The 26,078-nt window shown below is 62.5% G+C and carries 26 protein-coding genes; 17 read left to right on the top strand and 9 right to left on the bottom strand.

The annotated features are described in order from the left end of the window. Positions 1–1,070: 1,070 nt before the first annotated feature. The 3 genes from XH80_RS06175 to XH80_RS06165 form a co-directional block, all read right to left on the bottom strand. Positions 1,071–1,247 (bottom strand): hypothetical protein, encoded by a 177-nt coding sequence (locus XH80_RS06175; protein WP_271597789.1) that lies wholly within the window; start codon positions 1,245–1,247, stop codon positions 1,071–1,073. A gap of 859 nt (positions 1,248–2,106) precedes the next feature. Then, the gene (locus XH80_RS06170) at positions 2,107–2,772 is read right to left on the bottom strand and encodes an RraA family protein (protein ID WP_271597788.1); all 666 of its coding nucleotides are present in this window, start codon (positions 2,770–2,772) and stop codon (positions 2,107–2,109) included. 21 nt (positions 2,773–2,793) lie between these two features. Then, on the bottom strand, positions 2,794–4,002 hold the full coding sequence (locus tag XH80_RS06165; RefSeq protein ID WP_271597787.1) for an aspartate transaminase: 1,209 nt from the start codon (positions 4,000–4,002) through the stop codon (positions 2,794–2,796). A gap of 142 nt (positions 4,003–4,144) precedes the next feature. Between XH80_RS06165 and nac the strand changes: the two genes are divergently transcribed. The 12 genes from nac to XH80_RS06105 all read left to right on the top strand — a co-directional run bounded on the left by nac (position 4,145) and on the right by XH80_RS06105 (position 13,827). Next, positions 4,145–5,083, top strand: coding sequence for a nitrogen assimilation transcriptional regulator NAC (gene nac, locus XH80_RS06160; protein ID WP_271597786.1), 939 nt, complete (start codon positions 4,145–4,147; stop codon positions 5,081–5,083). Between the two features lie 112 nt (positions 5,084–5,195). Beyond that, positions 5,196–5,636, top strand: a complete 441-nt coding sequence (locus XH80_RS06155; RefSeq protein ID WP_271597785.1) for an acetyl-CoA carboxylase biotin carboxyl carrier protein — start codon at positions 5,196–5,198, stop codon at positions 5,634–5,636. 4 nt (positions 5,637–5,640) lie between these two features. Further along, positions 5,641–6,993: an acetyl-CoA carboxylase biotin carboxylase subunit gene (gene accC / locus XH80_RS06150; protein ID WP_271597784.1), complete on the top strand. Its 1,353-nt coding sequence runs from the start codon at positions 5,641–5,643 to the stop codon at positions 6,991–6,993. Continuing rightward, positions 6,990–7,649 carry a 5-oxoprolinase subunit PxpB gene (gene pxpB / locus XH80_RS06145; protein WP_271597783.1) on the top strand — a complete coding sequence of 220 codons (660 nt, stop codon included), beginning with the start codon at positions 6,990–6,992 and terminating at the stop codon, positions 7,647–7,649. Before accC ends, pxpB begins: the two co-directional genes overlap by 4 nt. After that, positions 7,646–8,632 carry a biotin-dependent carboxyltransferase family protein gene (locus tag XH80_RS06140; RefSeq protein WP_271597782.1) on the top strand — a complete coding sequence of 329 codons (987 nt, stop codon included), beginning with the start codon at positions 7,646–7,648 and terminating at the stop codon, positions 8,630–8,632. The genes pxpB and XH80_RS06140 overlap by 4 nt, the downstream gene beginning before the upstream one ends. After that, positions 8,629–9,048: a hypothetical protein gene (locus XH80_RS06135; protein ID WP_271597781.1), complete on the top strand. Its 420-nt coding sequence runs from the start codon at positions 8,629–8,631 to the stop codon at positions 9,046–9,048. The genes XH80_RS06140 and XH80_RS06135 overlap by 4 nt, the downstream gene beginning before the upstream one ends. After that, positions 9,045–9,821, top strand: coding sequence for a LamB/YcsF family protein (locus XH80_RS06130; RefSeq protein ID WP_271597780.1), 777 nt, complete (start codon positions 9,045–9,047; stop codon positions 9,819–9,821). The genes XH80_RS06135 and XH80_RS06130 overlap by 4 nt, the downstream gene beginning before the upstream one ends. Before the next feature lie 101 nt (positions 9,822–9,922). Next, positions 9,923–10,690 carry an SDR family oxidoreductase gene (locus XH80_RS06125; protein ID WP_271597779.1) on the top strand — a complete coding sequence of 256 codons (768 nt, stop codon included), beginning with the start codon at positions 9,923–9,925 and terminating at the stop codon, positions 10,688–10,690. A 14-nt stretch (positions 10,691–10,704) separates the two neighbouring features. Beyond that, entirely contained in the window at positions 10,705–11,406 is a 702-nt protein-coding gene (locus tag XH80_RS06120) for an amino acid ABC transporter permease (protein ID WP_271597778.1), read from the top strand. A 2-nt stretch (positions 11,407–11,408) separates the two neighbouring features. Then, positions 11,409–12,167 (top strand): amino acid ABC transporter permease, encoded by a 759-nt coding sequence (locus XH80_RS06115; protein ID WP_442869123.1) that lies wholly within the window; start codon positions 11,409–11,411, stop codon positions 12,165–12,167. A 39-nt stretch (positions 12,168–12,206) separates the two neighbouring features. After that, positions 12,207–12,941 (top strand): amino acid ABC transporter ATP-binding protein, encoded by a 735-nt coding sequence (locus tag XH80_RS06110; protein ID WP_271597777.1) that lies wholly within the window; start codon positions 12,207–12,209, stop codon positions 12,939–12,941. A gap of 40 nt (positions 12,942–12,981) precedes the next feature. Beyond that, positions 12,982–13,827 carry an ABC transporter substrate-binding protein gene (locus XH80_RS06105; protein WP_271597776.1) on the top strand — a complete coding sequence of 282 codons (846 nt, stop codon included), beginning with the start codon at positions 12,982–12,984 and terminating at the stop codon, positions 13,825–13,827. Between the two features lie 104 nt (positions 13,828–13,931). Here XH80_RS06105 and XH80_RS06100 read toward each other — a convergent pair whose 3' ends face one another. After that, positions 13,932–14,828 (bottom strand): LysR substrate-binding domain-containing protein, encoded by an 897-nt coding sequence (locus XH80_RS06100; protein ID WP_271597775.1) that lies wholly within the window; start codon positions 14,826–14,828, stop codon positions 13,932–13,934. A gap of 108 nt (positions 14,829–14,936) precedes the next feature. Between XH80_RS06100 and XH80_RS06095 the strand changes: the two genes are divergently transcribed. The 5 genes from XH80_RS06095 to XH80_RS06075 all read left to right on the top strand — a co-directional run bounded on the left by XH80_RS06095 (position 14,937) and on the right by XH80_RS06075 (position 20,665). After that, a complete protein-coding gene (locus XH80_RS06095; protein WP_271597774.1) occupies positions 14,937–15,686 on the top strand; it encodes an SDR family NAD(P)-dependent oxidoreductase in 750 nt (249 codons plus the stop codon). Between the two features lie 24 nt (positions 15,687–15,710). After that, on the top strand, positions 15,711–16,550 hold the full coding sequence (locus XH80_RS06090) for a transketolase (protein ID WP_271597773.1): 840 nt from the start codon (positions 15,711–15,713) through the stop codon (positions 16,548–16,550). Next, positions 16,547–17,557, top strand: coding sequence for a transketolase family protein (locus XH80_RS06085; protein WP_271597772.1), 1,011 nt, complete (start codon positions 16,547–16,549; stop codon positions 17,555–17,557). Before XH80_RS06090 ends, XH80_RS06085 begins: the two co-directional genes overlap by 4 nt. Positions 17,558–17,750: 193 nt before the next feature. Further along, positions 17,751–18,776 carry a TRAP transporter substrate-binding protein gene (locus XH80_RS06080; RefSeq protein ID WP_271597771.1) on the top strand — a complete coding sequence of 342 codons (1,026 nt, stop codon included), beginning with the start codon at positions 17,751–17,753 and terminating at the stop codon, positions 18,774–18,776. Then, positions 18,773–20,665: a TRAP transporter large permease gene (locus XH80_RS06075; protein ID WP_271597770.1), complete on the top strand. Its 1,893-nt coding sequence runs from the start codon at positions 18,773–18,775 to the stop codon at positions 20,663–20,665. The genes XH80_RS06080 and XH80_RS06075 overlap by 4 nt, the downstream gene beginning before the upstream one ends. A 46-nt stretch (positions 20,666–20,711) precedes the next feature. Here XH80_RS06075 and XH80_RS06070 read toward each other — a convergent pair whose 3' ends face one another. The 5 genes from XH80_RS06070 to XH80_RS06050 form a co-directional block, all read right to left on the bottom strand. Next, a complete protein-coding gene (locus XH80_RS06070) occupies positions 20,712–21,602 on the bottom strand; it encodes an SMP-30/gluconolactonase/LRE family protein (protein ID WP_271597769.1) in 891 nt (296 codons plus the stop codon). Positions 21,603–21,636: 34 nt separating this feature from the next. Continuing rightward, positions 21,637–22,740: an ABC transporter ATP-binding protein gene (locus tag XH80_RS06065; protein ID WP_271597768.1), complete on the bottom strand. Its 1,104-nt coding sequence runs from the start codon at positions 22,738–22,740 to the stop codon at positions 21,637–21,639. A gap of 10 nt (positions 22,741–22,750) precedes the next feature. Further along, entirely contained in the window at positions 22,751–23,590 is an 840-nt protein-coding gene (locus XH80_RS06060; RefSeq protein WP_271597767.1) for a carbohydrate ABC transporter permease, read from the bottom strand. Then, on the bottom strand, positions 23,587–24,510 hold the full coding sequence (locus tag XH80_RS06055; protein ID WP_271597766.1) for a carbohydrate ABC transporter permease: 924 nt from the start codon (positions 24,508–24,510) through the stop codon (positions 23,587–23,589). The genes XH80_RS06060 and XH80_RS06055 overlap by 4 nt, the downstream gene beginning before the upstream one ends. A gap of 62 nt (positions 24,511–24,572) precedes the next feature. After that, complete coding sequence (locus XH80_RS06050) at positions 24,573–26,009, bottom strand: ABC transporter substrate-binding protein (RefSeq protein ID WP_271597765.1); 1,437 nt, start codon at positions 26,007–26,009, stop codon at positions 24,573–24,575. Positions 26,010–26,078: the final 69 nt, after the last annotated feature.

Here is a 26,078-nt window from a genome sequence, read left to right as displayed (position 1 = left end):
CCAGCTCTATGCGCGATACGGCGACACCGTGACGGGCAAGATCGGCACGGTCGTGTTTGCCGCGCCCGACCCCCCCCCCCCCCCCCCCCCCCCCCCCCCCCCCCCCCCCCCCCCCCCCCCCCCCCCCCCCCCCCCCCCCCCCCCCCCCCCCCCCCCCCCCCCCCCCCCCCCCCCCCCCCCCCCCCCCCCCCCCCCCCCCCCCCCCCCCCCCCCCCCCCCCCCCCCCCCCCCCCCCCCCCCCCCCCCCCCCCCCCCCCCCCCCCCCCCCCCCCCCCCCCCCCCCCCCCCCCCCCCCCCCCCCCCCCCCCCCCCCCCCCCCCCCCGTGCAGCGGGTGATCCGCCGCTCGATCGACGGCACGACCGCATGAGAGCGCGCACTTTCGCAACTAGTTCTTGGACTACTGACGACCCAGAAGATACGACGGCATGCCACTGCGATCGGTGTGACAGAGCTTTTCGGACCTCACGAATGCCCGCAGAGGTGTGCGTCGGCCGTAAATTACGATCTGCCGCCGTGGCGTACGGGTTGTTCACCTCTCAGGGGCTAACGACCGAAGTCATATTCACAGCACTCGCGCGATGATGGACGACGACTTCGCAACGCGCGCAATCGTTTGTTGCGACAAGCGTCCGCGCTCGAATGCCTCACCCGGTTGCGGGGGCCTCGGGAGAGAAATCTGTCGCCTCAATGCGAATGGGGCGGGTCTTAGCGCTGCTCCACCCTTGCGCGCCAAAGGGCATCGAAAGTGTTTCGGTCAGCCGGCGCCCAGGCTTCTGCGTTCATCAGATCCCTAGACTTTTCGGTAAGAGAGCCTTCAAGTTCTCTATCGGATTGCGACTGGGTCGAAGCTAGAGCGGGCCACTCCAACAATGACTTCGAAAGCATGGGCCTGCCTTTGTACCAGCATCTTCGTCCGTCGATGATGCGCCAAGACCAATACGCCCGCGCATTTGGTGGCACCTCGGCGCTGCATTGTTGTTTCGCTTGCGCAGTTGGCAGTCCAATCAACAGGAGCGCAGCGATGCAGGTGGCAAAACGAATTGATGGAAGTTGTTTTGCCATCTGAGCGCTACGGGCTACTTCGTTGCAGCCGAGCTATGGCGACCACCAGATCGGGCCGCTCAAGAACCTCCACCAGCTTGTCGAGGATCATCCGCTCATTGTTGTGGGGGCGAGGCTGAAGGTATTCGTCCAGTATGCATTGGGCTTCGCTGATGGCGTGAATAGCCAATTGCTGATCTGTCATTGCTTCTTACCTATTCAGATCGCATTTCCAATCGCAGCGGGCGCCTCTAGAGGAAGGTGGAAGATCAAGTCTCGATTTTGACTTATCCCATCAAATTTTATTTCACTGCGTGGTGAGGCGTGTTGTTCTGCGGAGCAAGCGGCGAGAGGCCACGCTTAAAAATCCGCGGAGGACGATTAGGGGGGATGTAGGTGGGATGGGTCCCCCGGCTCCCTGGGGTTAATCAACTGGGGGAAAAACTAAGCAGCGGAGACCAAAACTCGGGTACATGCTGTCGGGGGGAACGTAGGTAGCGCTCCCCCGCTACCAAGCAAAACAGGGTTTTTCCCTTCTTTTTCCAATAGGGCGCAATTTCGTACCACGCTTCGTACCACGTACCTCAGCGTCTCTGCTGAAGGACTCAAATACGAACTGTAGGTATTTCAAATCCTTATGTGATGGCCCGTTTGCGCGACTGGTGTGACTCCCGCGGCAATCTCCTTGGATGGGTTACAATTCAAGGATTCAATTGCGCTTGATGGACGCTGGCGCGAGTGGTGGAACGAACCGCACCAACGTCTCTGTGGTTCGGGGGGCGACCCAAGGTAGAGGTGCCAAGATTGGCATTCCGCGGAGCAGCTGACTCTTAATCAGCGGGTCCCAGGTTCGAGCCCTGGTGCGCCCACCAAGCAATATCAGTTACCTAAAGCGATTGCGCATCGGAACGGACCTTTTTAGTTGGGAAATCGCGCTACGATTGTTCGCGATTTCGTAGGCCGCTTTACGATTTGTTGCGATCAGTTGGGCGCTTGATGATGCGATGACAACTGGTTGCCGACGGCCAACGTCAGCTTTTCGAATTCGAAAGCGCCAGCGCCGTTTAGTTCGCGCAACGAGCCTCTAGCGCATCGACGAAGGCGCGATCCCATCGGCCCTCACGGATCGAGTCGATGGTACCGTGTTCCTTTTGCTCCTGGGCCAGCGCTTTCTCGATGACCGTTGCGGCCAGCGAGGGTGGGAATGCAAGAAGGCCGTCCTGATCACCTACGACGATGTCGCCCGCATTCACGGGCATGCCGCCGACGGTGATCGGGACATTGATCGCCCCGGGACCATCCTTGTAGGGGCCACGGTGGGTCACGCCGCGCGCATAGACAGGAAAAGTGCGCTGACGGATTTCTGCGACGTCGCGAATGGCTCCGTCGAGAACCATGCCGGCAAGCCTGAGCGAGGCGGCGGCGAGGGTCATGATGCCGCCGACAAGCGCGTTCGAGATGTCGCCGCCGGCATCGACAACCATCACGTCGCCGGGACGACAGAAGTCGTAGGCGCGCAGGATGGCGAGGTTGTCGCCGCCCCGCGTCTTCACCGTCACCGCAGTGCCGACCATCGGCGCCGGCGAGTGATAGGGGACAAGCCCGGTGCTGCCGCAATTGCGGTGCAGCTGATCGCTGAGCAGGGCAACCGCGATGGTCCGCAGTTTTGCGATCACCGCGGGATCGACCTGCGGAGCCGAGGGGTTCTTTGCAATGCCGGTGTTTGACATGAGATGCCTTCGATCGGGGTATTAGCGGAGTTGGGAAACAGCGTGAGCGATGCGGTTGGTGCCGTCGTCGAGCACATCGAGCGACGCGGCGATCGAGATGCGGAAGTATGGCGACAGCCCATAGGCGCTGCCTTGAACAACGGCAACGCCAACGCTTTCGAGCAGGTACATCGCGACGTCGCCGTCGGTTTCGAGGCGCGCACCTGCCGGTGTGCTTCGGCCGATCAGGCCGGCACAATTGACGTAGAGATAGAATGCGCCGTCGGGCGGCAGGCAGCTCAAGCCCTCGATCTGATTGATGCGCGTCAGCACGTGGTCGCGGCGGGTACGGTAAGTAGCGACGCTTTCAGAAACGAAGCTCTGATCGCCGTTGAGCGCTTCGACAGCGGCGGCCTGGCTGATCGAGCAGGCGTTGCCGGCTGCCTGCGACAGCAGCGTGTTCAGCGCACCGATCAGATCGGAGGGCCCGGCGATCCAGCCGATCCGCCAGCCGGTCATCGCGTAGGTCTTCGACACGCCGTTGACCGCAAGCACGCGGTCCGCCAGCTCGGGCGCGGCGTTCAGCAAATGCGGCGTCGCGCGACCATCGAAGCGGATGTGTTCGTAGATGTCATCGGTCATGACGAGCACGTGGGGATGCCGTGCGAGGACGTCGGCCAGCTTGCGATATTCCGCCGCCGAGTAGCTCGCGCCTGTCGGATTCGACGGCGAGTTGATGATCAGCCATCGCGTCTTGTCCGTGATCGCAGCTTCGAGCTGCGCCGGCGAGATCTTGAAACCCTGGCTTTCCGGGCATGCGACAATCTTCGGAACGCCGTCGCAGACGATCACCATATCGGGGTACGACACCCAGTAGGGTGCCGGGATGATCACTTCGTCGCCGGCCTCGATCGTCGCCTCCAGCGCGCTGTAGATACCGCTCTTGCAACCGTTGGTGACGATGATGTCGGAAGGGGAGTACACGAGATTGTTCTCGCGCTTCAGTTTCGCGGCGATTGCCTGGCGCAGATCGACGGAACCGGCCAACATCGTGTAGCGGGTTGCCCCATTGTCCATGGCCTTTGAGGCCGCGGCACGAATGTTTGCGGGCGTATCGAAATCCGGCTCGCCAACGACGAGGCTGACGATGTTCTTGCCCTCCCGCTTCAGCGCCGTTGCCCGATCGGCTGCCGCCGAGCTGGGCGAAGGCTTGATGCGCCTCACGCGCGCGGAGATACGAGGATGGCTCATAGTGATTGACCCTGGCTAAGCGAGGTGCGACGCTAGAGACAGAGCCGGGCGCTGGCCAACACGAGTTCAATCTGGCTTGATAGGCATATCTTATGGATACTCTGCTCCCGGTCCAGAGCAGAAGGTGGTCTGAGGAGACGACATGAATCTCAGGCGACTGCAGTATTTCGTGAAGATCGTCGACGTCGGGAGCCTGACGCAAGCCGCCGATGTGCTGCATGTGGCGCAGCCGGCGCTCAGTCAGCAGCTCGCGACTCTGGAAGGCGAGGTGCGTCAGCAGCTTCTGGTTCGCACCAAAAGCGGTGTAGTGCCGACCGAGGCCGGCAAGGTGCTATATCGCCACGCCCAGCTCATCCTCCGGCAATGCGATCAGGCGCGCGCCGACATGAACGCGGCCGCCAAGAACATCTCCGGCGCGGTGGCCGTGGGATTGGCGCCAGGCACTGCGGCGGCAGGACTGGCCCTGCCGCTGCTGCGCGTGGTGCGGGCGCGGCACCCCGGCATTCTGCTGTATTTGAACGAGACCTATGGCACCACGCTTTCCGAGCTCGTAATGAATGGCCGCATGGACTTGGCGGTTCTCTACGGCGGCAAGACTGCCGTCCACGGCCTCGCATTCCAGCCGCTGCTGCGGGAGCCGCTTTATCTCGTCGGCCGTGGCAGCATGGTGGCTCCGCCGGCCGAAGTGCCGCTCGCGATGCTCGTTGACACCGAACTCTACCTCGCGCGCCCCTACAATGTCGTCCGCAAGATGGTGAACGACGCTTTTGCGGCCATCGGCAAGCTGCCAAAGGTTGTGGCGGAAATCGAATCAGCCAGCACTCTGACGGCCGTGATCTCTGATGGGCTTGGCGCCACCATCCTGCCCGAATCGATGGCGCGGCAGGTCGCATCGTCCTGCGATGCCTGGCAATCCTGCATCATCGATCCGGTGATCGAGGCGCCGCTGGCGTTGTGCCAGTCCGATCATTTGCCGCTCTCCGAACCGGCACAGGCGATCAAGGAAATCCTGCTGGAGCTTGTGGCCGGTCTGCCGGGAAACCTCGTTGCGCATGACGAGCGGTCTCAAAAGGCGTCATAGCGCTCCCTTATAGGGGCAAAGCCAATCCGTCTTGGTCGTCAGGATTCGATAGCGTTAGCGTCGAGGCCGGCTTTGCATGTGCAAGGCCACGATCCCGTATGGGTAGCGAAACATGGATTTGGACCGGATCAAGTCCCTGATCGATGCGATGACGGCGTCTGATCTGAACGAGATGGAATTCAGCGAAGGTGGCTGGTCGCTCAGGCTGGTCCGTCGGGCGCAGCCGAACGATATGGTTCAGGCGCCGGTCAACACGGCCCCATCCACACGCTCCAGACAGCGGCCAACTCGCGCCGAGCCCGATGCAGCGCCGAACAGAGAGGCGAACGTCGCAGCACCCCTGTTCGGAATTGTCCATCTGCAACCGGCGCCGGATGCGCCGGCCTTTGTTTCGGTAGGTCAGGCTGTGACGGCCGGAACGCCACTCTGCGTCATCGAGGCGATGAAAATGTTTCACGAGGTTCGCGCCGAACAAGACGGCACGGTGTCGGCGATCCTGGTTGCGTCCGGTCAGGAAGTCGAGGCCGGACAAGAACTGATGCGGTTCGCGTGACCCCATGTTTAACTCGGTCCTCATAGCCAACCGGGGAGAGATCGCCCTGCGCATCCAGCGGACGTGCCGGCGTCTCGGGCTGCGAACAATCGTGGTCCATTCCGAGGCCGATCGGGAGGCGCTGTATGTGAGCCATGCCGACCAGGCGCTATGTATTGGGCCGGCCGCGGCAGCGCAGAGCTACCTGAACCAGAAGGCGATTTTGTTTGCGGCCGAGGTCAGCGGCGCCGAGGCGGTCCATCCAGGCTACGGATTTCTGTCCGAGAATGCCGGCTTTGCCGAGCAAGTTGAGGCTGCCGGCCTGACATTCATCGGTCCGACCGCCGCGAGCATGCGCGTCATGGGTGACAAGATCGCGGCCAAGCGCGCCATGAGAGCGGCGGGCGTTCCGTGCGTTCCCGGTCCGGATGCAGCGCTGACTGAGGATCTCGATGTCGTGCGCATGGCGGCGCGCGAGATCGGGTATCCCGTGATCCTGAAAGCCGCGGGCGGCGGGGGCGGTCGCGGCATGCGGGTGGTGGAGAGTGAGGGAGGCTTGCGCGACGCGCTGCTCCTAACCCGAGAAGAAGCGCGGCGGGCGTTCGGCAACAGCGAAATCTATGTCGAGAAATTCCTGGGTCGCCCACGCCACGTCGAGATCCAGGTGATCGCCGACACCCACGGTGAGGCGGTCTGGCTTGGCAGCCGCGATTGCTCGCTACAGCGGCGACATCAGAAGGTGATTGAGGAGGCGCCAGCCCCGCTAATCCCGGATGCGCTGGTCCGTGAAATCGGCGAGCGCTGTGCGGAGGCTTGCCGGCAGATCGGCTATCGCGGCGTCGGCACTTTCGAATTTCTGGTCGAAGATGACGCGTTCTACTTCATCGAGATGAATACGCGCCTCCAGGTCGAACATCCCGTGACCGAGATGACCACCGGAATCGATCTTGTCGAGGCTCAGATCCGTGTGGCGCAGGGTGAAAGGCTGCCGTTCGGGCAGGGTGACATCGCCTGTCACGGTCATGCCCTCGAGTGCCGTATCAATGCCGAAGACCCGGACAACTTCGTGCCTTCACCCGGCGTGATTGACACCTGGCAGATGCCAGGCGGGCCTGGCGTGCGCATCGACAGTCACGCAAGTGGCGGTTACCGCGTGTCGTCGTATTACGACTCGCTACTCGGCAAGCTTGTCGTTCACGGCGCGACGCGCGAGGAGGCGTTGGCACGGTTGCGGGTTGCGCTCGACGAGGCTCGGATCGAGGGCATTGCAACGAACCTGCCGCTGCACCGGCGCCTCGTCGCCGATCCCGATTTTATCCGCGGTGGTGTTAGTATCTACCATCTCGAGACGAAACTTCGCCGGAGCGGGCAACCATGACGACGGATCGGCCTCGCACAAGCCTGCTCGGGACGACGGCCCTGCTGTTTGAGGCGCCCGGCGAAACCACGCTCAAAACACAGCGGCGGATTTGGGCCATGGCGCACGAGGCTGCTGAGTTTTCCGGTGTGCGCGAGGCCGTGCCAGGCGTGAACAACCTCATGCTGGTCTTTGGCGAGCCGCCGCGACGACCACAAGAGATCGAACACAGACTCGTCGAACTCTGGAACGGCGTCGAGCCGCTTCCGATCGCAGGGCGCTGCATCGATCTGCCCGTCACCTATGGCGGAGAAGCCGGGCCGCATATGGCTGATGTCATCGAACATACCGGCATGAGCATCGATGAGATCGTCGAACGCCACAGCGCGCCGACCTACACCGTGTTCGCGCTCGGAAGTCATCCGGGCTACTGCTATCTCGGCGGCATGGACGCGCGTATCGCGACGCCGCGTCGCAAGGTGCCGGTGCTGAAAATTCCACGCGGAGCCGTGTCGATCGGCGGCAGTCAGACTGGCGTGTCTGCCTCCGATGGACCGAGCGGTTGGAATACGATCGGCAGCACACAGGTCGCCTTCTTCGATGTCAATCGCAGCCCGCCCGCGCTGCTTCAGCCGGGCGACAGCATCCGCTTCAGGGTTGTGCGGGTGCTGCGATGATCAGGATCTTGTCAGCAGGCGCGCTTGCGACGGTCCAGGACCTCGGCCGCACCGGTGGCCTCAATCTTGGCGTTGGGGTATCGGGCGCCATGGATCCGCTCGCGCTTGCCGGAGGCAATATCCTGTTGCGCAACGAGGAGAACGCCGCAGCCATCGAGATTCCGGTTCTTCCTTTCAAGGTTCGTTTCGAGCACTCGACGGTTTTTGCTCTCACCGGCGCCGACTGTGCGGCAAGGATCGACGAGACGGCAATATTGCCGTGGTGGGCGCATCGCGCCGAAGCGGGGCAGGTGCTATCGCTGTCGCTTCCCAGGCAAACGACATGGCGCGCGAGCCGCGCCTATCTGTGCGTCGCGGGTGGCATCGACGTGCCGGCCGTCCTCGGCTCGCGCAGCACGCAGTTGAGAGGCTCGTTTGGTGGCCACGAGGGACGGCCGCTCCGCGATGGCGACGAACTGCCGACCGGACGTTCGAGCGGCCGAGCCACTCCCGGCTTCGGCCTGGTCCCGCCCGCGCTGTCGCTGCCGCTCGAAGTCGATGGTGTGCCCGCCGTTCGTGTGTTACCGGCCGCCGAGTACGACTGCTTCACCGATTCATCGCACGATGCATTGTGGTCGACGCCCTGGAAGATCACCGTGCAGAGCGACCGCTACGGCTACCGGCTCGCCGGACACGAGCTCAACACACGACGTCCGTTGGAATTGCGCTCGCATGGCATCGTGCCCGGCGTGATTCAGGTGCCCCACGGCGGCCAGCCGATCATCCAGATGCGCGATGCACAGCCCTCCGGCGGCTATCCCAAGATCGGCACGGTGATCGAGGCAGACCTCTGGCGCCTCGGCCAGGCTCCGATCGGGAGCAGCGTCCGCTTCAACCGCTGTAGCTGGGACGAAGCGCTGGGTGCCTCGGCGGATATCCGCCGCTGGCTTGCCAACGCCCGCCGTCTCGTCGAGCTTTACTGCGGCGAAGGGGGAGGCCGATGAGCAATCCTCTCGATCACGTCGACCAGTTGGGCGTCTGGCTCAAGGACGCCGGCCTCGCGCTGCTCGAGCTGCGCAGTCCGAGCGCGACGTTGCGCCTTGTCAACGACGGCGCATCGGTGCGCGTCGTCGAAGGTGAGGAGATCCCGTCCGCGGATGCGCCGTCAGTGACCGTCCACGCTCCATCGCCAGGCATTTTTCTCGATCGTCACCCGCTTCACGAGCACGCAATCGCTTTGACCGACTCCAATGTCGGGGCTGGCGAGCCTCTCGGCTTCCTGCAAATCGGGCCTTTGCTTTTGGCCGTGCCTGCGCCCCAGGCAGGGACGGTGACCGATGTGCTGATCGCCCACGGCACCGTCGTTGGCCACGGCGAGCCGCTGTTCCTACTGCGTCCGATTGAAGGTGAGACCTCATGAAGATCGATCTCAACGCCGATATGGGCGAAGGTTTTGGTCCGTGGCCCATGGGCAACGACGAGGCGCTGCTCGACCTCGTATCTTCGGCCAACGTCGCATGCGGCTTTCATGCTGGTGATCCCCTGATCATGCAGCGCACGGCGGAGCGCGCCAGGGCGCGCGGCGTCGACCTTGGGGCGCATGTCGGGTTTCCTGACCGTCAGGGATTTGGCCGGCGCGTGATGCAGATCGCCGCCGCCGAGCTCGCCGCCATGGTCACTTACCAGCTCGGGGCACTCGACGGCATCGCGCGGGCCGTCGGGCATCGCGTCACGCATATGAGCTTTCACGGTGCGCTCGGCAACATGGCAGCTGCCGACGCCGATCTTGCCCTGCCATTGGTTCGCGCGGTCGCCGCGTTCGATCCCAATCTCATGATCGTTTCCTCGAGCAGTCGCGCCATCGAGGGTGCGGCGGCGCAGTGCGGTATCAGGGTCGCCACGACCTTCCTGGCGGACCGGGCTTATGACGACGACGGCCTGCTGGTGTCTCGGGCAAAGCCGGGTGCAGTCATTCACGATGCCAGGGCAGTCGCCGAGCGCGTCGAGCGTCTGCTGCGCGACGGAGTGGTCATTGCCGCCAGCGGAAAGGCTCTCGCGATGCCGGTCAAATCGATCCTGATGCATGGGGATACCCAAGGTGCCGTCGAGCTGGCCCGAAGGATTCGGGCCTCGATCGAGGCCGCGGGCGGCGAGATCGTGCCGATTTCCCGGCTTGTGGCGGGCTCCGGCTGAGCGGGTGGGCGATCATAAGGGGACCTTATCCCACCACATTTAATCCGTCTTGGCGGGAAAGTTACGCGATCGTTTAGCGTGTTGAAAAGGCGAGGAGCCAGATGCCATTCTCCGATTACAGGACTGCTCTCATTACCGGCGCCTCGTCGGGCATCGGTCTTGCGGTCGTCGAGCGGTTGGCGCGCGAGGGACTCAAGGTTCATGCGCTCGCGCGGAGCGGGGATGCGCTGAACGCCTTGGCCGATCGCACCGGCTGCATCCCGCACGCGATCGACGTCAGGGATAGCGCTTCTATCACCAAGCTTGTCCAGGGCATCGAGGTCGACGTGCTCGTCAACAGCGCGGGCGTCGACCGGCCGAAGAAGTTTCTCCAGGCAGATGCAGAAGACATCGACCTCCTGGTCGACGTCAACCTGCGCGCGATCCTGCATCTCTGCCGTCTGCTCGTGCCGGGCATGGCTCAGCGCGATCGCGGCCATGTGGTGAATATCACGTCGATTGCCGGCGCTTACAACTTTGCAGGCAACTCGAGCTATCACGCGACCAAGGCGGCCGTCAGCATGCTGACCAGTCAGCTCAGGGTCGATTGCTTCGGCAAGCGCGTGCGCGTCACCGAGATCTGCCCAGGCCGGGTTGCAACCGATATCTTCGCCCATGTCCACGGCGACAGCGCCGAAACGCGCGCGAACTTCATCGAAGGCTTTGAACTGCCCGAGGCAAAGGACATTGCCGATGCGATCGCGTTTGCGATTGCGGCTCCGGTCGCGGTGAATGTCGGCTACATCGAGATCACACCGACCTTGCAAGTGCCGGGTGGCTTATCGACCACGCGCCCCGAGGGCTCTCCAAAGCCCGTTCTTCCGACCTAGACGAGGGGCGCGCGATGAAGGGTTTCGACCTCATGGCCGTCCTGCTCAATCCGGAGTTCAGCCGGATGCTGGTCCATGGGGTGAAGATGACCTTCATCATCTTCGTCGGCTCCTGGCTGCTGGCCATGAGCCTTGGAATGATCCTGCTTGCGGTCCGGATGCTGCCGAGCCGGATCGCCAGCGGTTTCGTCGCGATCTACGTCTCCTACCATCGCAATGTGCCGACGCTGGTGCAGCTCATGCTCTGGTATTTCGGCATTTCGAGCCTGCTGCCGGACTCCGTTCAGATGTGGCTCGGCGACCACAATGGCGAAGCAGTGTTCGCGGTCGTTGCTCTTGGGTTGTGCCAGGCTGCGTATTTCAGTGAGGATCAACGCTCCGGTTTGCGTGCCGTGCCGAGGGGGCAGTGGGAAGCCGCCCGTGCTCTGGGGCATAGTTACGTCGGAGCCATGGCCTACATCTTGCTGCCGCAGGCCGTTCGCAACGCGATGCCGGCGCTGGTGAACCATACGGTCTCCTTGTTCAAGAACTCCAGCCTTGCAATGGCGATCGGCGTCGCCGAGCTGACTCACGCGGTCAAGGAGGTCGAGAACCAGAGCTTTCGCCCGTTCGAAACCTACCTGATTGCCACGATCGTTTACCTCGTCTGCTCGCTGTTGCTGATGTGGCTTGGTCACTATCTCGAGCAGCGCAGCCGCATGGCCGGAGCGGTCTGATCATGTCGCTGCCCCTGAGCATGATCGAGATCGTCAGGGACAACTGGCTGTTGCTGCTTGTCGGCCAGTATCCGAACGGCCCGCTAGGTGGCATCGCAGCCACCCTTATCCTCTCCGTCCTCGGCATTGCCTTGGCCTTTCCGCTGAGCGTCGCGATGGCGCTGGCCAGCCTGTCGCCGTGGCGCGCATTGCGCTGGCCGGTCATGGCTCTGGTCTACGTCACGCGCGGCGTGCCGCTGCTGCTGATCATCCTGTGGGTCTATTTCGTGCTGCCGCTCTTGATCGGGCATAGCGTACCGGCGTTCGCGACTATGCTGGTCACGCTGGTCGGCTATGAAGCCGCATTCCTGAGCGAGATCGTGCGTGCCGGCATTCAGGCGCTGCCACAAGGTCAGATGGACGCCGCCCGGGCGCTCGGACACAGCCGTCTGGGCGCGATGCGCTACGTGATTCTGCCGCAGGCTCTGTTCAACATGATACCTAGCATCCTCAGCCAGTTCGTCTCCACCATCAAGGAGACCACGCTCGGCTACATCATCAACGTCCCGGAGCTCACCTTTGCAGCCGGCCAGATCAACAACCGCTTGCTGACCAAGCCGTTCGAAGTCTACTTCATCCTCGCCATCTGCTATTTCATCGTTTGCTGGACCTTGACGCAGGCCATCAACATGGTCGAGCGGCGGATTACCGCGCGCCGAACTACAAGTGTGGCTGCCGCGTCCATACTGCCCGCCACATCCGCAAGCGTATCAGGGGCATGACACATGACGCATGAAACTCCATCCCCAGACGCCGCTCCCATGATCCAGTTCGTCGCTGTCCACAAATTCTTTGGAGCGTTGGCCGCGCTGACGGATGTCAACGCCGAGGTCAAGAAAGGCGAGGTAGTGGTGGTCTGCGGGCCGTCCGGTTCGGGTAAGTCGACGCTCATCCGCACCGTCAACAGGCTTGAGGATATCCAGTCCGGCTCGGTGCTGTTCGAGGGCAAGGACGTGCACGCCAAGCTGCGGGGCTCGGCGCTGAACCACCTCCGGAGCCGTATCGGCTTCGTCTTTCAAAGCTTCAACCTGTTTCCACATTTGAGTGCGCTCGACAACGTCATGCTTTCGCCGATGAAGGTGAACGGCGTCAAGCGCAGCGACGCGCGCGAAACGGCCCTTCGGCTGCTGGATCGCGTCGGGCTCGCGGCCAAAGCACAGAACTATCCGGGCCAGCTCTCCGGCGGACAGCAGCAGCGCGTGGCGATCGCCCGTGCGCTTGCCATGGAGCCGCCGGCGATGCTGTTCGACGAACCGACCAGCGCGCTCGATCCGGAGATGGTGGGCGAGGTGCTTTCCGTCATGCGCGGGCTCGCGCGCGATGGAATGACCATGATGTGCGTGACCCACGAGATGAACTTCGCGCGCGATGTCGCCGATCGCGTCTGGTTCATGGACGCCGGAAGGGTGCTCGAGACGGGAGCTCCGGTGGACTTCTTCCGCTCACCACAACATCCCCGTGCGCAGCGTTTCCTGTCGGACCTGCACACAAGGTGAGCGCGCTGACTTGATGTGACCAATCTGGAGGAGAACACGAATGTCTTTCAAGAATCGTTCAATCGGCCTGGTGGCCGCGATCGCAGCCCTTGCCGGGATTGCGCCGGCGGCGTACGCCGATCAGCTCTCGGACATCATCCAGCGAAAGGAGCTGCGCTGCGGAACCTTCGCTGACGTGCCGCCATTTGCGGCCCCGGATGCCAAAACACGCGAGATGGTCGGCTTTGACGTCGACCTCTGCAAGGCGATCGCCCAACACTGGGGCGTTGCCGCCAAGGTCACGCCCCTCTCGGTCGAGGCGCGGGTGCCTGAAGTCAAGCTTGGTCATGTCGACATCACGGTGGCGAACCTCGCCTATACGCTGGGGCGCGCCGAGCAGATTCAGTTTTCCGACCCCTATTATATTGCCAAGGAGATGCTGGCAGTGAAGGCGAGCGACCCGGGGACCGCCAAAGCCGATTTCAAGGGGAAGCGGCTGGCGTCAACCAAAGGATCGACGTCGGAACTCGCGATCAAGATGAATGAATCCGACCCGCTGACCTTCGTCGACACCGGTTCAGCCTTCATGGCGGTTCAACAGAACAAGGCGGTCGGAATGGTGGCGAATACCATGACCATTACCAAGCTCGTCAGCCAGTCCAAGGAGGCGGGGCAGCCCCTGAAGATGATCGACGAGCCCATGGTGCTGCAGCCGATCGGCATCGGCATGAAAAAGGATGAGCCTGCGCTGCTCGCGAAGGTCAACGAGACCCTGCTCGCGATGGACAAGGCCGGGGAGATCAACCAGATCTGGGACAAGTGGCTCGGTCCCAGCACCGAGTTCAAGATGACCCGTACCGACAAGGTCGCGCCGCTCAGCCAGCTGAAGTTCACGCCGCTCCCGTGAGTGTGGATTTGGCGCCATTCGCACCCTTCAGAGGAGCTGGACTAGGCGCCCGCAGGCAGCTCCTTCGCGGGGCGTGTGTACCATCGAACGTGGTGCGAAGAACTTCAGCGCGGGGAAATGGCATCCTCGCCACCGAGTTGCGCTACTAGCCAATCTGCAAAGGCTCGTACTGCAGATCTCTGCCGGCTGGCGCGCGGGTAGATTAGGCGGTGACCGACGTAGCGGATGTCGTTTGCGCGCCCTGCCAAAGGAGCGACCAATCGTCCGCTCGCCAGTTCGCGTTCGGCCAGAAGCGTTGATTCCAACGCTACTCCCAATCCCTCCGCAGCCGTTGCGATTGCCAGAAAGCTGCGATCGAACCTCATCCCGTGCAGCGCAGGTGCTTCCAATCCATTCGCCGCGAACCATTGGTGCCACTGAACCTGCTTCACGTCGGAACGGATGAGCGTTTGATCGAGGAGATCGGCAGCAGTCCTGATTGATTTTGCGAGCGCCGGGGAGCAGAGCGGCGTGACCGTCTCTTCCGGCAGAGGAACGACCTCGACACCTTCCGCTCGCGGCGGGCCGTAGACGATATCGATATCGAAATCATCGTTGCTGAAGCGCGCGTAGTCCGTGCTCGCAGCCAGCCGGACTTCGAGCTTCGGATGGGCGGCGAGAAACTGTGCAAGCCGAGGAGCCAGCCATTGCGCAGCAAAGCTCGGCGCGGAATGGACGCGCACCAATTGCGGTCCGCGCGCGGCGACTTCCTCGAGGCCGCGGCGAAGCTGATCAAACGCAGCGCCGGTATGACGCATCAAATTCTCGCCCGCCGGTGTGAGCCGCACGGAGCGCGCGCTGCGCTCGAATAGAACGGTCCGAAGCGTGCCCTCGAGCTTGCGGATGGCATGACTGACCGCACTCGGCGTCAGGTGAAGTTCATTCGCCGCATCGCGAAACGAGCCGGTGCGGGCAGCCGCTTCAAAGGCACGAATTGCCGATATGGGGATATTCGACAGCATCCCATAAGTGAACCAGATTCATCGATCCGTGACAACTGCGCGCTTGTCCGCTGGCCGCCGGCGGGTCATTCCTAAGCGCCAAGGAAGAACAATTTGCGGGAGGAACTGATGCTGCTCAGCGGTAAGACGGCCATCATTTCGGGCGCGGCCTCGCCGCGCGGGATCGGGCTTGCCACCGCCCGGCGGTTCGCCGCCGAGGGCGCTCGGGTCGCCATTCTGGATATTGACGCCGGCGCTGCGGCGGATGCTGCGGCATCGCTCGGGACATCGCACATCGGACTAGGGTGCGACGTCGCCAACAAATCGTCCTGCGAGCAGGCAGTCGCCCGAGTGATCGAATCCTTCGGCGCCATCGATGTCCTGATCAACAATGCCGGCATCACCCAGCCGGTGAAGTTCCTGGAGATTTCGGCAGCCGATTGGGATCGCATTCAGGACGTCAATCTCAAGGGCATCCTGTTCCTCTCCCAGGCGGTGATCCCGCATATGCGCGGACGGAAATCCGGATCGATTGCATGCATGTCGTCGGTCTCGGCCCAGCGCGGTGGTGGAATTTTTGGCGGCCCGCACTATTCGGCCGCGAAGGCCGGCGTGCTTGGTCTCGCCAAGGCGATGGCCCGTGAGTTCGGCCCGGACGGCATCCGCGTCAATTGCGTCACGCCCGGCCTGATCGGCACCGATATCACCGCGGGCAAGCTGACCGACGAGATGAGGGCGAAGATCCTGGAAGGCATTCCGCTCAATCGTCTCGGCGCAGCGGAAGACGTCGCCGGGATCTACACCTTCCTGGCCTCGGATCTCTCCGCCTACGTCACTGGCGCCGTGATCGACGTCAACGGCGGCATGCTCATCCACTGAGCCGGCAAGACAAGGTCTAGATCGATGGAAACGCTGACCAACACGCCCAAGCTGGCGGACCGCGCCTACAACATTCGCCGCAATGCGCTGCGCATGGGCGAGGTCCAGGGCCAAGGCTATATCGCACAGGCGCTGGACATCTCGGACGTCCTCGCCGCGGCCTATTTTCACGCGATGCGCTACAGGCCGGAAGATCCCTCCTGGGAAGACCGCGACCGCTTCCTGCTCTCGAACGGGCACTATGCCATCGCGCTCTACGCGGCTTTGATCGAGGCGGGGATCGTCCCCGAGGAAGAGCTCGAGACCTATGGCAGCGACGAGAGCCGCCTGCCGATGTCGGGCATGGCCTCCTACACGCCCGGAATGGAAATGTCGGGCGGCTCGCTCGGGCTTGGGCTCAGCATAGCAGTCGGCATGGGCCTGGGGCTCAAGCGCAAGAAATCCGACGCGCGGGTGTACACGTTGTTCTCGGACGGCGAGCTGGACGAAGGCTCGGTCTGGGAGGCCATCCAGTCGGCGGGCCATTACAAGCTCGACAATCTGATCGGCATTGTCGACGTCAACAATCAGCAGGCGGATGGTCCCTCGACACAGGTCATGGCATTCGAGCCGCTGGTCGACAAGCTTCAGGCTTTCGGCTGGTTCGTACAGCGGATCGACGGCAATGATCTCGATGCGGTCATTGCGGCGTTCGATGCTGCCAAGTCTCACCGCGCGCCCAAGCCGCGGATGATCGTCGCTGACACGCTGATGGGGAAGGGCGTTCCCTTCCTGGAGCAGCGCGAGAAGAACCATTTCATCCGCGTCGAGCAGCACGAATGGCAGCTCGCGCTGGCCGCGCTGGAAGCCGGGAGGCAGGCATGAAGACCGTCAGATCAGCTCCCCAGCCGGGCAAGCCGCGCCTGACCACCTCAGCCATGATCGCCTCGATCGCGTCCGAGGGACAGAAAACGAAACCGGCGCCGTTTGGACATGCGCTCGTCGAGCTCGCGCGCAGCCGTCCCGATGTGGTCGGCATGACGGCCGATCTCGGCAAATACACCGACCTGCACATCTTCGCGAAGGAATTCCCGGACCGCTACTATCAGATGGGCATGGCCGAGCAGCTTTTGTTCGGCGCCGCCTCTGGCCTCGCCGCCGAAGGCTTCATGCCATTCGCGACAACCTACGCGGTGTTCGCGTCTCGGCGGGCTTATGATTTCATTCACCAGACCATTGCGGAGGAAGACCGCAACGTGAAGATCGTCTGCGCATTGCCGGGCCTGACCTCGGGCTACGGCCCGAGCCATCAGGCCGCGGAGGACCTCGCGCTGTTTCGCGCCATGCCGAACATGATGGTCATCGATCCCTGCGATGCCCACGAAATCGAGCAATTGGTGCCCGTGATCGCGGCACATCAGGGGCCAGTCTACACCCGCCTGCTGCGCGGCCAGGTGCCGGTCGTTCTGGACGAGTACGACTACAAATTCGAGCTCGGCAAGGCCAAGCTGATCCGTGACGGGAAGGACGTCCTGGTCATCTCATCCGGCATCATGACCATGCGTGCGCTCGAGGCCGCGCAAACCTTGAAGGACGACAGCATCAATATCGCGGTGCTGCACGTTCCAACCATCAAGCCGCTCGATACTGAGACGATCTTGCGTGAAGCCGGCAAGTCGGGCCGCCTTGTCGTCGTTGCCGAGAACCACACAACGATTGGCGGTCTCGGCGAGGCGGTTGCCGCACTTCTGATGCGTTCAGGCATCCATCCGCCTTTCCGCCAGATCGCATTGCCCGACGAATTTCTTGACGCCGGCGCACTTCCGACGCTGCACGACCGCTACGGGATTTCAACCGCAGAGGTTGCACGGCAGATCAAGCAGTGGCTTTAGGGTACCGGCGCTAAGCGCCAATCGAGCCAAGCCCAGGTGAGGAGCTACGTCCGCCGCAGGTTGCGGCGGCGAGTAATTGCTCCTGCCCAAATGCCGGTGGTCGAAAGCCGGCAAGGGAAGAACCCGGAAAGCTGCACGCCAGCGTGCGCTGATGCAGCGGGCCGCAACGTCAATGAAGGACCAGGAGGAAAACATGACAGTATCGAAGCCCGGAAGCATCAGCCGCCGTTCGCTGTTGATGGCCGCCACGGCCGTACCTCTCTGCGGGATTCTGACCCGTCCGGTGTCTGCCGCCGAGTTCGTGTACAAGTTCGCGACCGGACAGGATCCGACGCATCCGGTGAATGTCCGAGCCCAGGAGGCCATCGACCGTATTCGCGAAGCGACCAGCGGCCGGCTGGAAATCAGGCTGTTTCCGGCCAACCAGCTCGGCTCCGACACCGAACTTTTGACCCAGGTTCGCAGCGGCGGCGTCGAGTTCTTCAACCAATCGTCCTCGATTCTTGCCACCCTCGTCCCAAGTGCGGGCATTGTGAACACCGGCTTCGCATTCGCCGACTACGATAGCGTATGGAAGGCGATGGACGGCGACCTCGGCTCCTACATCCGGGCGCAGATCGCCAAGACGCCGATCATGGCGGTGTCGAAGGCCTGGGACAACGGCTTTCGTCAGGTGACCTCGTCGGGCCGCGAGGTCCGGACGCCGGATGACCTGAAGAATTTCCAGATCCGCGTTCCGCCCGCGCCGCTGATCACCTCGCTCTTCAAGGCGCTCGGCGCCGGGCCGACGCCGATCAACTTCAACGAGGTCTATTCCGCGTTGCAGACCAAGGTCGTCGACGGCCAGGAGAATCCGCTGCCGATCATTGCGACGGCGCGTCTCTACGAAGTGCAGAGCACGTGCAGCCTGACTGGGCACGTCTGGGACGGTTACTGGATCCTGGGCAACAAGCGCGCCTTCGAGCGTCTGCCGAAGGACGTGCAGGAGATCGTGACGCGCGAGCTCGATCGCTCCGCCGTTGACCAACGGGCCGACATCGCGAAGCTCAGCCAGTCATTGCGAGCCGATCTCTCGGCCAAAGGTCTCAAGTTCATCGAGGTCGATCGGACTGCCTTCCGCCAAGCCCTGTCCAAAACCAGCTTCTACGCCGACTGGAAGGGCAAGTTTGGCGAGGAGGCGTGGTCTCAGCTCGAAAAAGCAGCGGGCCAGCTGTCATGACCAGCATAAGCCATACACCGCATGTGGATACCGGGATCGCGGTTGGCACATCTCAAGCGAACTCGCGCAGATGGGTGGTGCGGGCCAACACATTACTGGGCCACGTCGTCGCAGTCCCGGCGGCATTGCTCGTGCTGGCGGAGATCACCGTGCTGTCCGCAGGCATCGTGAGCCGATACGTGTTCCGCTCGCCGATCGTCTGGTCCGACGAGCTCGCCGGCATTCTCTTCCTCTGGCTCGCCATGTTCGGGTCCGTGATCGCGTTCCAGCGCGGCGAGCACATGCGAATGACCGCCATCGTCGGCGTTCTCAGCGCGGAAGTTCGTGCGTTCCTGGATGTCGTCGCGGCCGCGGCATCTCTGGCATTCCTCGCGCTCGTCGTTTGGCCGGCCTATGAATTCGCCGCCGACGAGGCATTCGTCACGACCCCGGCGCTCGAGATCGTAAACACCTGGCGTGCGGCGGCGCTGCCGATCGGCATCGGATTGATGCTGATCGCAGCCGTCCTCCGGCTCATCCGCATCGCGAGCCTGCGCAGCTTGCTGGCTTCGCTCGCGATCGTCGCAGGCATCATCGGGACGTTCGTTCTGCTGGCGCCGGTCTTGAAGCCGCTCGGCAATCTGAACGTGCTGATCTTCTTCGTTTTCGTGGTCGGCGCGATGGTCTTTGCGGCCGTGCCGATCGCGTTTGCATTTGGCCTCGCCACGGTCGGCTATCTTGCCCTGACAACCAGCACGCCTGACGTAGTGATGATCGGACGAATGGATGAGGGCATGAGCCACCTGATCCTGCTCGCCGTGCCTCTCTTCGTCTTTCTCGGCCTTCTGATCGAGATGACGGGCATGGCGCGCGCGATGGTCAGCTTCCTTGCGAGCCTTCTGGGCCACGTGCGCGGCGGACTGCACTACGTGCTGGTCGGGGCGATGTATCTGGTCTCCGGCATCTCCGGGTCCAAGGCGGCGGACATGGCTGCCGTAGCGCCGGTGCTGTTTCCCGAGATGCGGCAGCGGGGGGCAAAGCCCGGCGATCTCGTTGCGCTCCTGGCCGCGACGGGGGCGCAGACCGAAACCATCCCGCCGTCACTCGTTCTGATCACGATCGGCTCGGTGACCGGTGTCTCGATCTCCGCGCTGTTTACCGGCGGGTTGCTTCCGGGCGTCGTGCTCGCGGTCATGCTCGCAGCCGTGGTGTGGTGGCGATACCGTCGCGAGGACCTGTCTCATGTCAGACGGGCGACGGGGCGGGAGATCGGCCGCGCCTTCGTGATCGCGATACCGGCCATCGCGCTGCCATTCGTGATCCGCACCGCCGTCGTCGAAGGCGTTGCGACGGCAACGGAGGTCTCGACCATCGGCATCCTCTACTCGGCCTGTGCGGGTCTCTTCATCTACCGGCAGTTCGACTGGCGCCGTATCTATCCGATGCTGGTCGAGACGGCCTCGCTGTCGGGGGCGATTCTGCTCATCATCGGCGCGGCGACGGGCATGGCCTGGGCACTGACTCAGTCGGGATTTTCTGCCTCTCTTGCAAAGTTCATGACCAGCCTTCCTGGCGGAGTCCCTGTCTTCCTAGCGGTGACCATCGCGACCTTCGTGATCCTGGGCAGCGTGCTGGAAGGTATCCCGGCCATCGTCTTGTTCGGCCCGCTCCTGTTCCCGATCGCGCGGCAGGTGGGGGTGCACGACGTCCACTACGCGATGGTGGTCGTTCTCGCCATGGGCATCGGGCTGTTCGCGCCGCCGTTCGGCGTCGGCTACTACGCGGCCTGCGCCATTAGCCGCATCAACCCGGACGAGGGCATGAAGCCTATCGTGGGCTATATGATCGCCCTCTTGATCGGCACATTGATCGTCGCAGCCGTACCCTGGCTATCGATCGGCTTCCTTTGATGCCTCGGCGGAGCGCCTCGCAGGGACATAACCGCGAGGCACCCCGTCAGGCGAATTTCGGCAGATGCAGCGGCAGGCCTTCGCAGGGCATATCGATCTCCTCGACCTGCCCCTTGCCGACTTCAGTGACACGTAGCGTCTTGCCTTCGAGCGTAAAGGCACAATTCGTTGGCTGGGGTCCATCCAGGATCAGACGATCGGCGACCTCACCCCGGCGGTCCAGAACCGTGACGTTCTTCTGGTTGTAGACCGTGCAATAGAGGCGGCCATCCGTGCCGAAGGCCATCCCGTCCGGACCTTTGAAATCGGGATTGGCATCCGGTTGCAGGACGTTGCCGAAGACCACACGTTTCGGCGCGGTCTCACCGATGACGTCATATCGGTAGATCTCGCCGGTAAAGGATGCGTTGGCATAAAGGTGATTGTCGGGGCCGAAAGCAATGCCGTTGGTGAAGCGGATCTTGCAATCGAGCACGCGTAGCACCTTCATGGCCGCCGGATCGATCTCATACACACGGCCGTCCCAATCAAGCTCCATATAGCCGTCGACGAAGGCCTGACCGTTGATGAAGTCCTCCGCGGCCATGCCGGAGTCAGTCATGTAGAGCAGTCCGTTCGGGCCGAAGCAAAGATCGTTCGGAAACAGAAAGCGGTCCGCACCTTCGCCCTGCATGCGCCGGATCTCGTTTCCACTTTCGTCGATGCAAATCAGCGCCCGCAGGCCGGCTTCCGCGATCCAGATCCGGCCGTGGCCATCGGTCGACAGTCCGTTCGGACGACCGCCCGTCGTCCGGATCACCCTACGATTGCCGCGATGGTCGAGCCGCGTGACGCAAAGAGTCGATGCGGACATTTCCGTGACATACATCGACCCGTCCGGCAGGCACACCGGGCCCTCGGGCGCTCCGATTCCGGTGGCAAACAGTCTCGACGCCATTTTTTCCTCCCGTTCTCCAGATTGCCGGCGCTCGTTACGAGATGACCAGGCCGCTGGCCGGATCGATCAGCACCACGCGATTGAGGTCGATGGCGAGGTCGATCCGCTCGCCATGGCTGCTGACGTCATGCGCCTGCAGCTCCGCGACCGCATCGACGCCGCCGATCTTGATGGTGGTGAATGTACGGGTCCCCGTCGGCTGAATGAGATCGGCAACGGCCGAATAGGAGACCTCCCCGTCGCGCAGGGATCCACCGCCTGCCCGGCTGAAGTGCTGGGGGCGAATGCCGACGAGAACTTCTTGGCCATCCGCACCTGTCAGCAATTTGGCTCTCGCGCTCGGAAGCGTCAGCGCATCGCCGGACTGAAACACAACTGCCGCGCTGCCGCCGCTTGTCTTGAGGGTCGCTGGGACGAGGTTGATCGACGGAGACCCGAGGAAGCCGGCCACAAAGCCCGTACGCGGCTGCTCGAAAAGTTCAAGCGGGGCCCCTTGCTGTTCAATCAATCCATCGCGGAGCAGCACGATGCGGTCGGCGAGCGTCATAGCTTCGACTTGATCGTGGGTGACGTAGATCATCGTCGTCGTGATCTCGTGATGCAGACGCTTGATTTCGGTCCGCATCTCGTCGCGCAATTGAGCGTCGAGATTCGAGAGCGGTTCGTCGAAGAGGAACAGGTCCGCCTTGCGGACGATGGCGCGTCCGATGGCGACCCGCTGACGCTGTCCGCCGGAGAGCTGACGCGGATAGCGCTGAAGGAGATTTCCGATGCCGAGCATGTCGGCGGCTTCGCTGACCCGCTTCCTGATCTCGATCTCTGGAGTCTTGCGGGCGCGCAGACCGAAGCCGATGTTCTCGTTGACGGTCAAATAGGGGTAGAGCGCGTAATTCTGAAATACCATCGCGATGTTGCGCTCGCGCGGGCGCAGATCGTTGACCACCGCGCCACCGATCGTAATGGTTCCGCCGTCCGGGTCTTCAAGACCGGCTATTGTTCGTAAGAGCGTGCTCTTGCCGCAGCCCGATGGCCCTACAAGAACTGCGAATTCGCCATCGGCGATGGTGAGATCCACACCCCGAACCGCGTGCACATTGCCATAGTATTTGTGGACCCCGGACAGCTTGACGTCGGCCACTCCGCTCTCCCTAACCCTTGACTGCGCCCAAGGAGATGCCGCGCACGAGATAGCGCTGCATCACCGAGACCGCGACGAAGATCGGCAACGTTCCCAGGACGGACATCGCCGCGATCTTTGCCCAGAAATTTGATTGTCCGCCGAAGTAGTGCGTCAGCATGACGGGAAACGTGATGACTTCAGTGCGCGTGAGCACCAGCGCGAAGAGGAAGTCATTCCAGGCGAAGACGAAGGTGAATACCGACGTCGCCATGAGCCCCGGACGGACCATCGGAAAGACGACTTTCCAGATCACTTCCCATCGGTTCAGGCCATCGACGAGAGCGCTTTCTTCGAGCTCCAGCGGAACGTCGACGATATAGCCGCGCATCATCCAGATGACGTATGGGAGATTGAACGCCGTGTAGAGCAGGATCAGCCCGAAATAGCCGTCGACGAGACCAAAATAGACGTAGATCAGGAAGATCGGGAAGACGACCGCGATCGGCGGGATCATGCGCTGGGAAATGATCCACATCGCGAGGTTTTCGCCGCCGGTGCCGAACCGGGCGAGGCTGTAGGCGCAGAGCGTCCCGAGCACGATCGCAATGCCGGAACTGACGCCGGCGACGACCAGACTGTTCAGGATGGCAAGGACGTCACCATCCTTGAACAGCACGTAATAGTTCGAGAACTGGATCTGTCCGGGGATCCATAAGGGCGGCACATGATAGATTTCGTCCGGCGTCTTGAACGAAATCATGAACAGCCAGTAGACCGGAAACAGAAACAGCAGGGTTACGACGCCCGCGCCGAGATAGCGAAGCGCCAGGATGCGGGCTTTTCTCGCCGGAAGTCTGCCGACCCTCATCGCGCAAGCTCCATGCGCTTGAGGACCAGGGTGGTGATGAGCGTCAGCAGCGCAATTACCAGGAACGAGATCGCGGCCGTATAGCTCGTCTCGAATTGCGAGAAGCCCTGCACATAGGTGTAGAGCGAGATGGTCTCGGTCATCGAACCCGGACCGCCTTCGGTAAGAGCCCAGATGATGTCGAAGATGCGGACGAGGTCCAGGCCCCTAATTAGGCAGGCGACGGCGACCACGGGGGCGATGGCCGGCAGAACGATCGCGCGGAGCACGCGCAGGTATGATGCGCCATCGATCTCCGCAGCCTCGAGCTGCGACTGGTCGACATTCGAGAGCGCAGCGAGCAGCAGCAGGAACATGAAGGGCGACCACTGCCAGACCTCGCAGATGATGATCGCGAGATAGACGTAGGCAGGATTGACCGTCCAAAGGATTCGCACCGGCTCGCCTGCGATGAAGCTCAGGATCTCACCGACCGGACCGAAGCGAACGTCGAACATCAGCCGCCAGGTCGCTCCCGCGACGATCGGAGAGATCACAGTCGGAAGCACCAGCAGCGCGATGAAGAGCTGGCGTCCGGGCATGCGATCGATGAAAAGCTGCGCCATCAGGAAGCCGATCAGCAGCTCGAGGGGGAGGGCGATCGCGGTGATGATGGCAGTGTGGCCGAGCGAGGCCCAGAGGCGAGCATCCCTGAACAGCTCGGCATAGTTCAAGAAGCCAACGAAGGACGTGTCGTTCTCAGTCATCGTGATGCGCTGAAAGCTCACGATCAGCGAATAGATCAGGGGGAACAAGCCGACCAGGAGAAGGATCAGAATGGCCGGTGCGACGATGAGATAGGGCAGGCGATCCTCGAGCATGCGCCCGAGTCGGCTCGGGCGGCGCTGCTCGGCACCATTGAGACTTGCGGAAAGCGTCATCATCAGTCCAGGGAACGACACAGCACGGGAGGGTTACGCCTCCCGTGCTGTGTCCAGGGCAGCTATTTCGGATAAGCGCCGGGCTTTGCCGCCCAGACCTTGTAGACGGACTTTTGATTGTCGATGCCGACCTTCTCGGTGATGGCGTCGAATTGTTGCGCCATGCGGTCGAGAATGGCCTTGGGATCTTCGCCGGCCCAGAGGCTCGAGATCGCCTTGGTCATCGCTTCATCGTACTTGTCCTGCTGTAGCAGCGACAGATCGAGCAGGCCCTTCTCGCCCGACGTCTTGATTGTGTCGAGATAGGCGGGAGCATCGGGCCACAGCGCACGGTATTTCTCGCTCGCATAGTGCGAGAGGCGGAAGGGATCGCGTAGCGTATAAGGGAGCTGGACGCGCTCGAGACTGGTCTTCTTGCTGTTCAGCCATTGAATGAAGAGGTAGGCCGCCTCCTTGTTCTTGCTGGTGGCCGACACCGACAAGTCGAAGCCGACGCCAAGCTCCGGACGGCCGAGAGGCGTGAGCGCGTAGCCGACCTTGCCGGCGACTTGCGATTTCGGCACCCACTTCAGCGCTTCTTCGCCCGAGCCGTAGCCTGCAGCCCACCGTCCGTACGGCGGCCAGGAGATCGTCATCGCCGTCGTGCCTTGGAGGAACGCGGCAAGATTGTCGACGAAATTCCACTGCTCCACGCCCGGCGGCATGAATTTGTTTTCCGCCAGCATATCCTTGAACACCTTGAGGCCGACATCGCCATTCACCGTGGCCTTCATGGTGTCCGCATTGAAGAACTTGCCGCCCTCCATGCGGAAGCGCTCCTGGAACATGTATTGGGGGTAGGGCGCTGTGCGGAAGAAGCCGGCGCCGTACACCTTGGGTGCCATCTTGTCGGTGATGAACTGGCCGATCTGGTCGAACTGCTTCCAGTCCTTTGGCGGTGCAAGTTCGTAGCCGAACTTGGCCTTGAACTCCTCCTTCACCTTCGGATCCTCGAAGATGTCTTTCCGGTAGTAAAGCAGCATCACGTCGCCGTCGTCCGGAAAGCCGAAAATCTTCCCGTCATACTGCATCTGGTTGGCGCGGTAGGCGGTCGCGATGTCCTGCAACTCGTCGCGATAGCCGAACTTGTCGACATATTTGTCGAGAGGCTCGAGTGCGCCGGCGCGCGCAAGATCAGGCATCCAGGACGGAATGACGTTCAGCGCGTCGTAGGCTCCGGCGCCCGATTTGAAATCCTGCATGATCTTGGTGAACATCTGGTCGGTGGGCACTTCGACCACTTTCACCTTGATGCCGGTGAGCTTCTCCCACTTGGGACCCGAGTAATTCAGTGGGTCGAGCGATTGGAGGCCGGCCTCCCAGACAATGCTGATCGTCGTGCCCGCGTACTTCTTTGCAGCTTCGACTGCGACGTCGGCGGCATCCTTATCGGCAGCTGGCGCCGAGGCACCAGTAAGCGCGAGGACAGCGACTGCGCCGAGAAACGTCCTGAACTTCATCACTTCTTCCTCCTCTTGGGCGTCCGGAGCCCGGGAAAGTCGGCTTCGGAGCACTTCTCACGTGTCTGT

Source organism: Bradyrhizobium sp. CCBAU 45384, assembly GCF_028128665.1.
Lineage (GTDB): Bacteria > Pseudomonadota > Alphaproteobacteria > Rhizobiales > Xanthobacteraceae > Bradyrhizobium > Bradyrhizobium manausense.
Note: the sequence above shows the minus strand (reverse complement) of the source record. Positions and strands in the feature narration are given on the sequence as shown.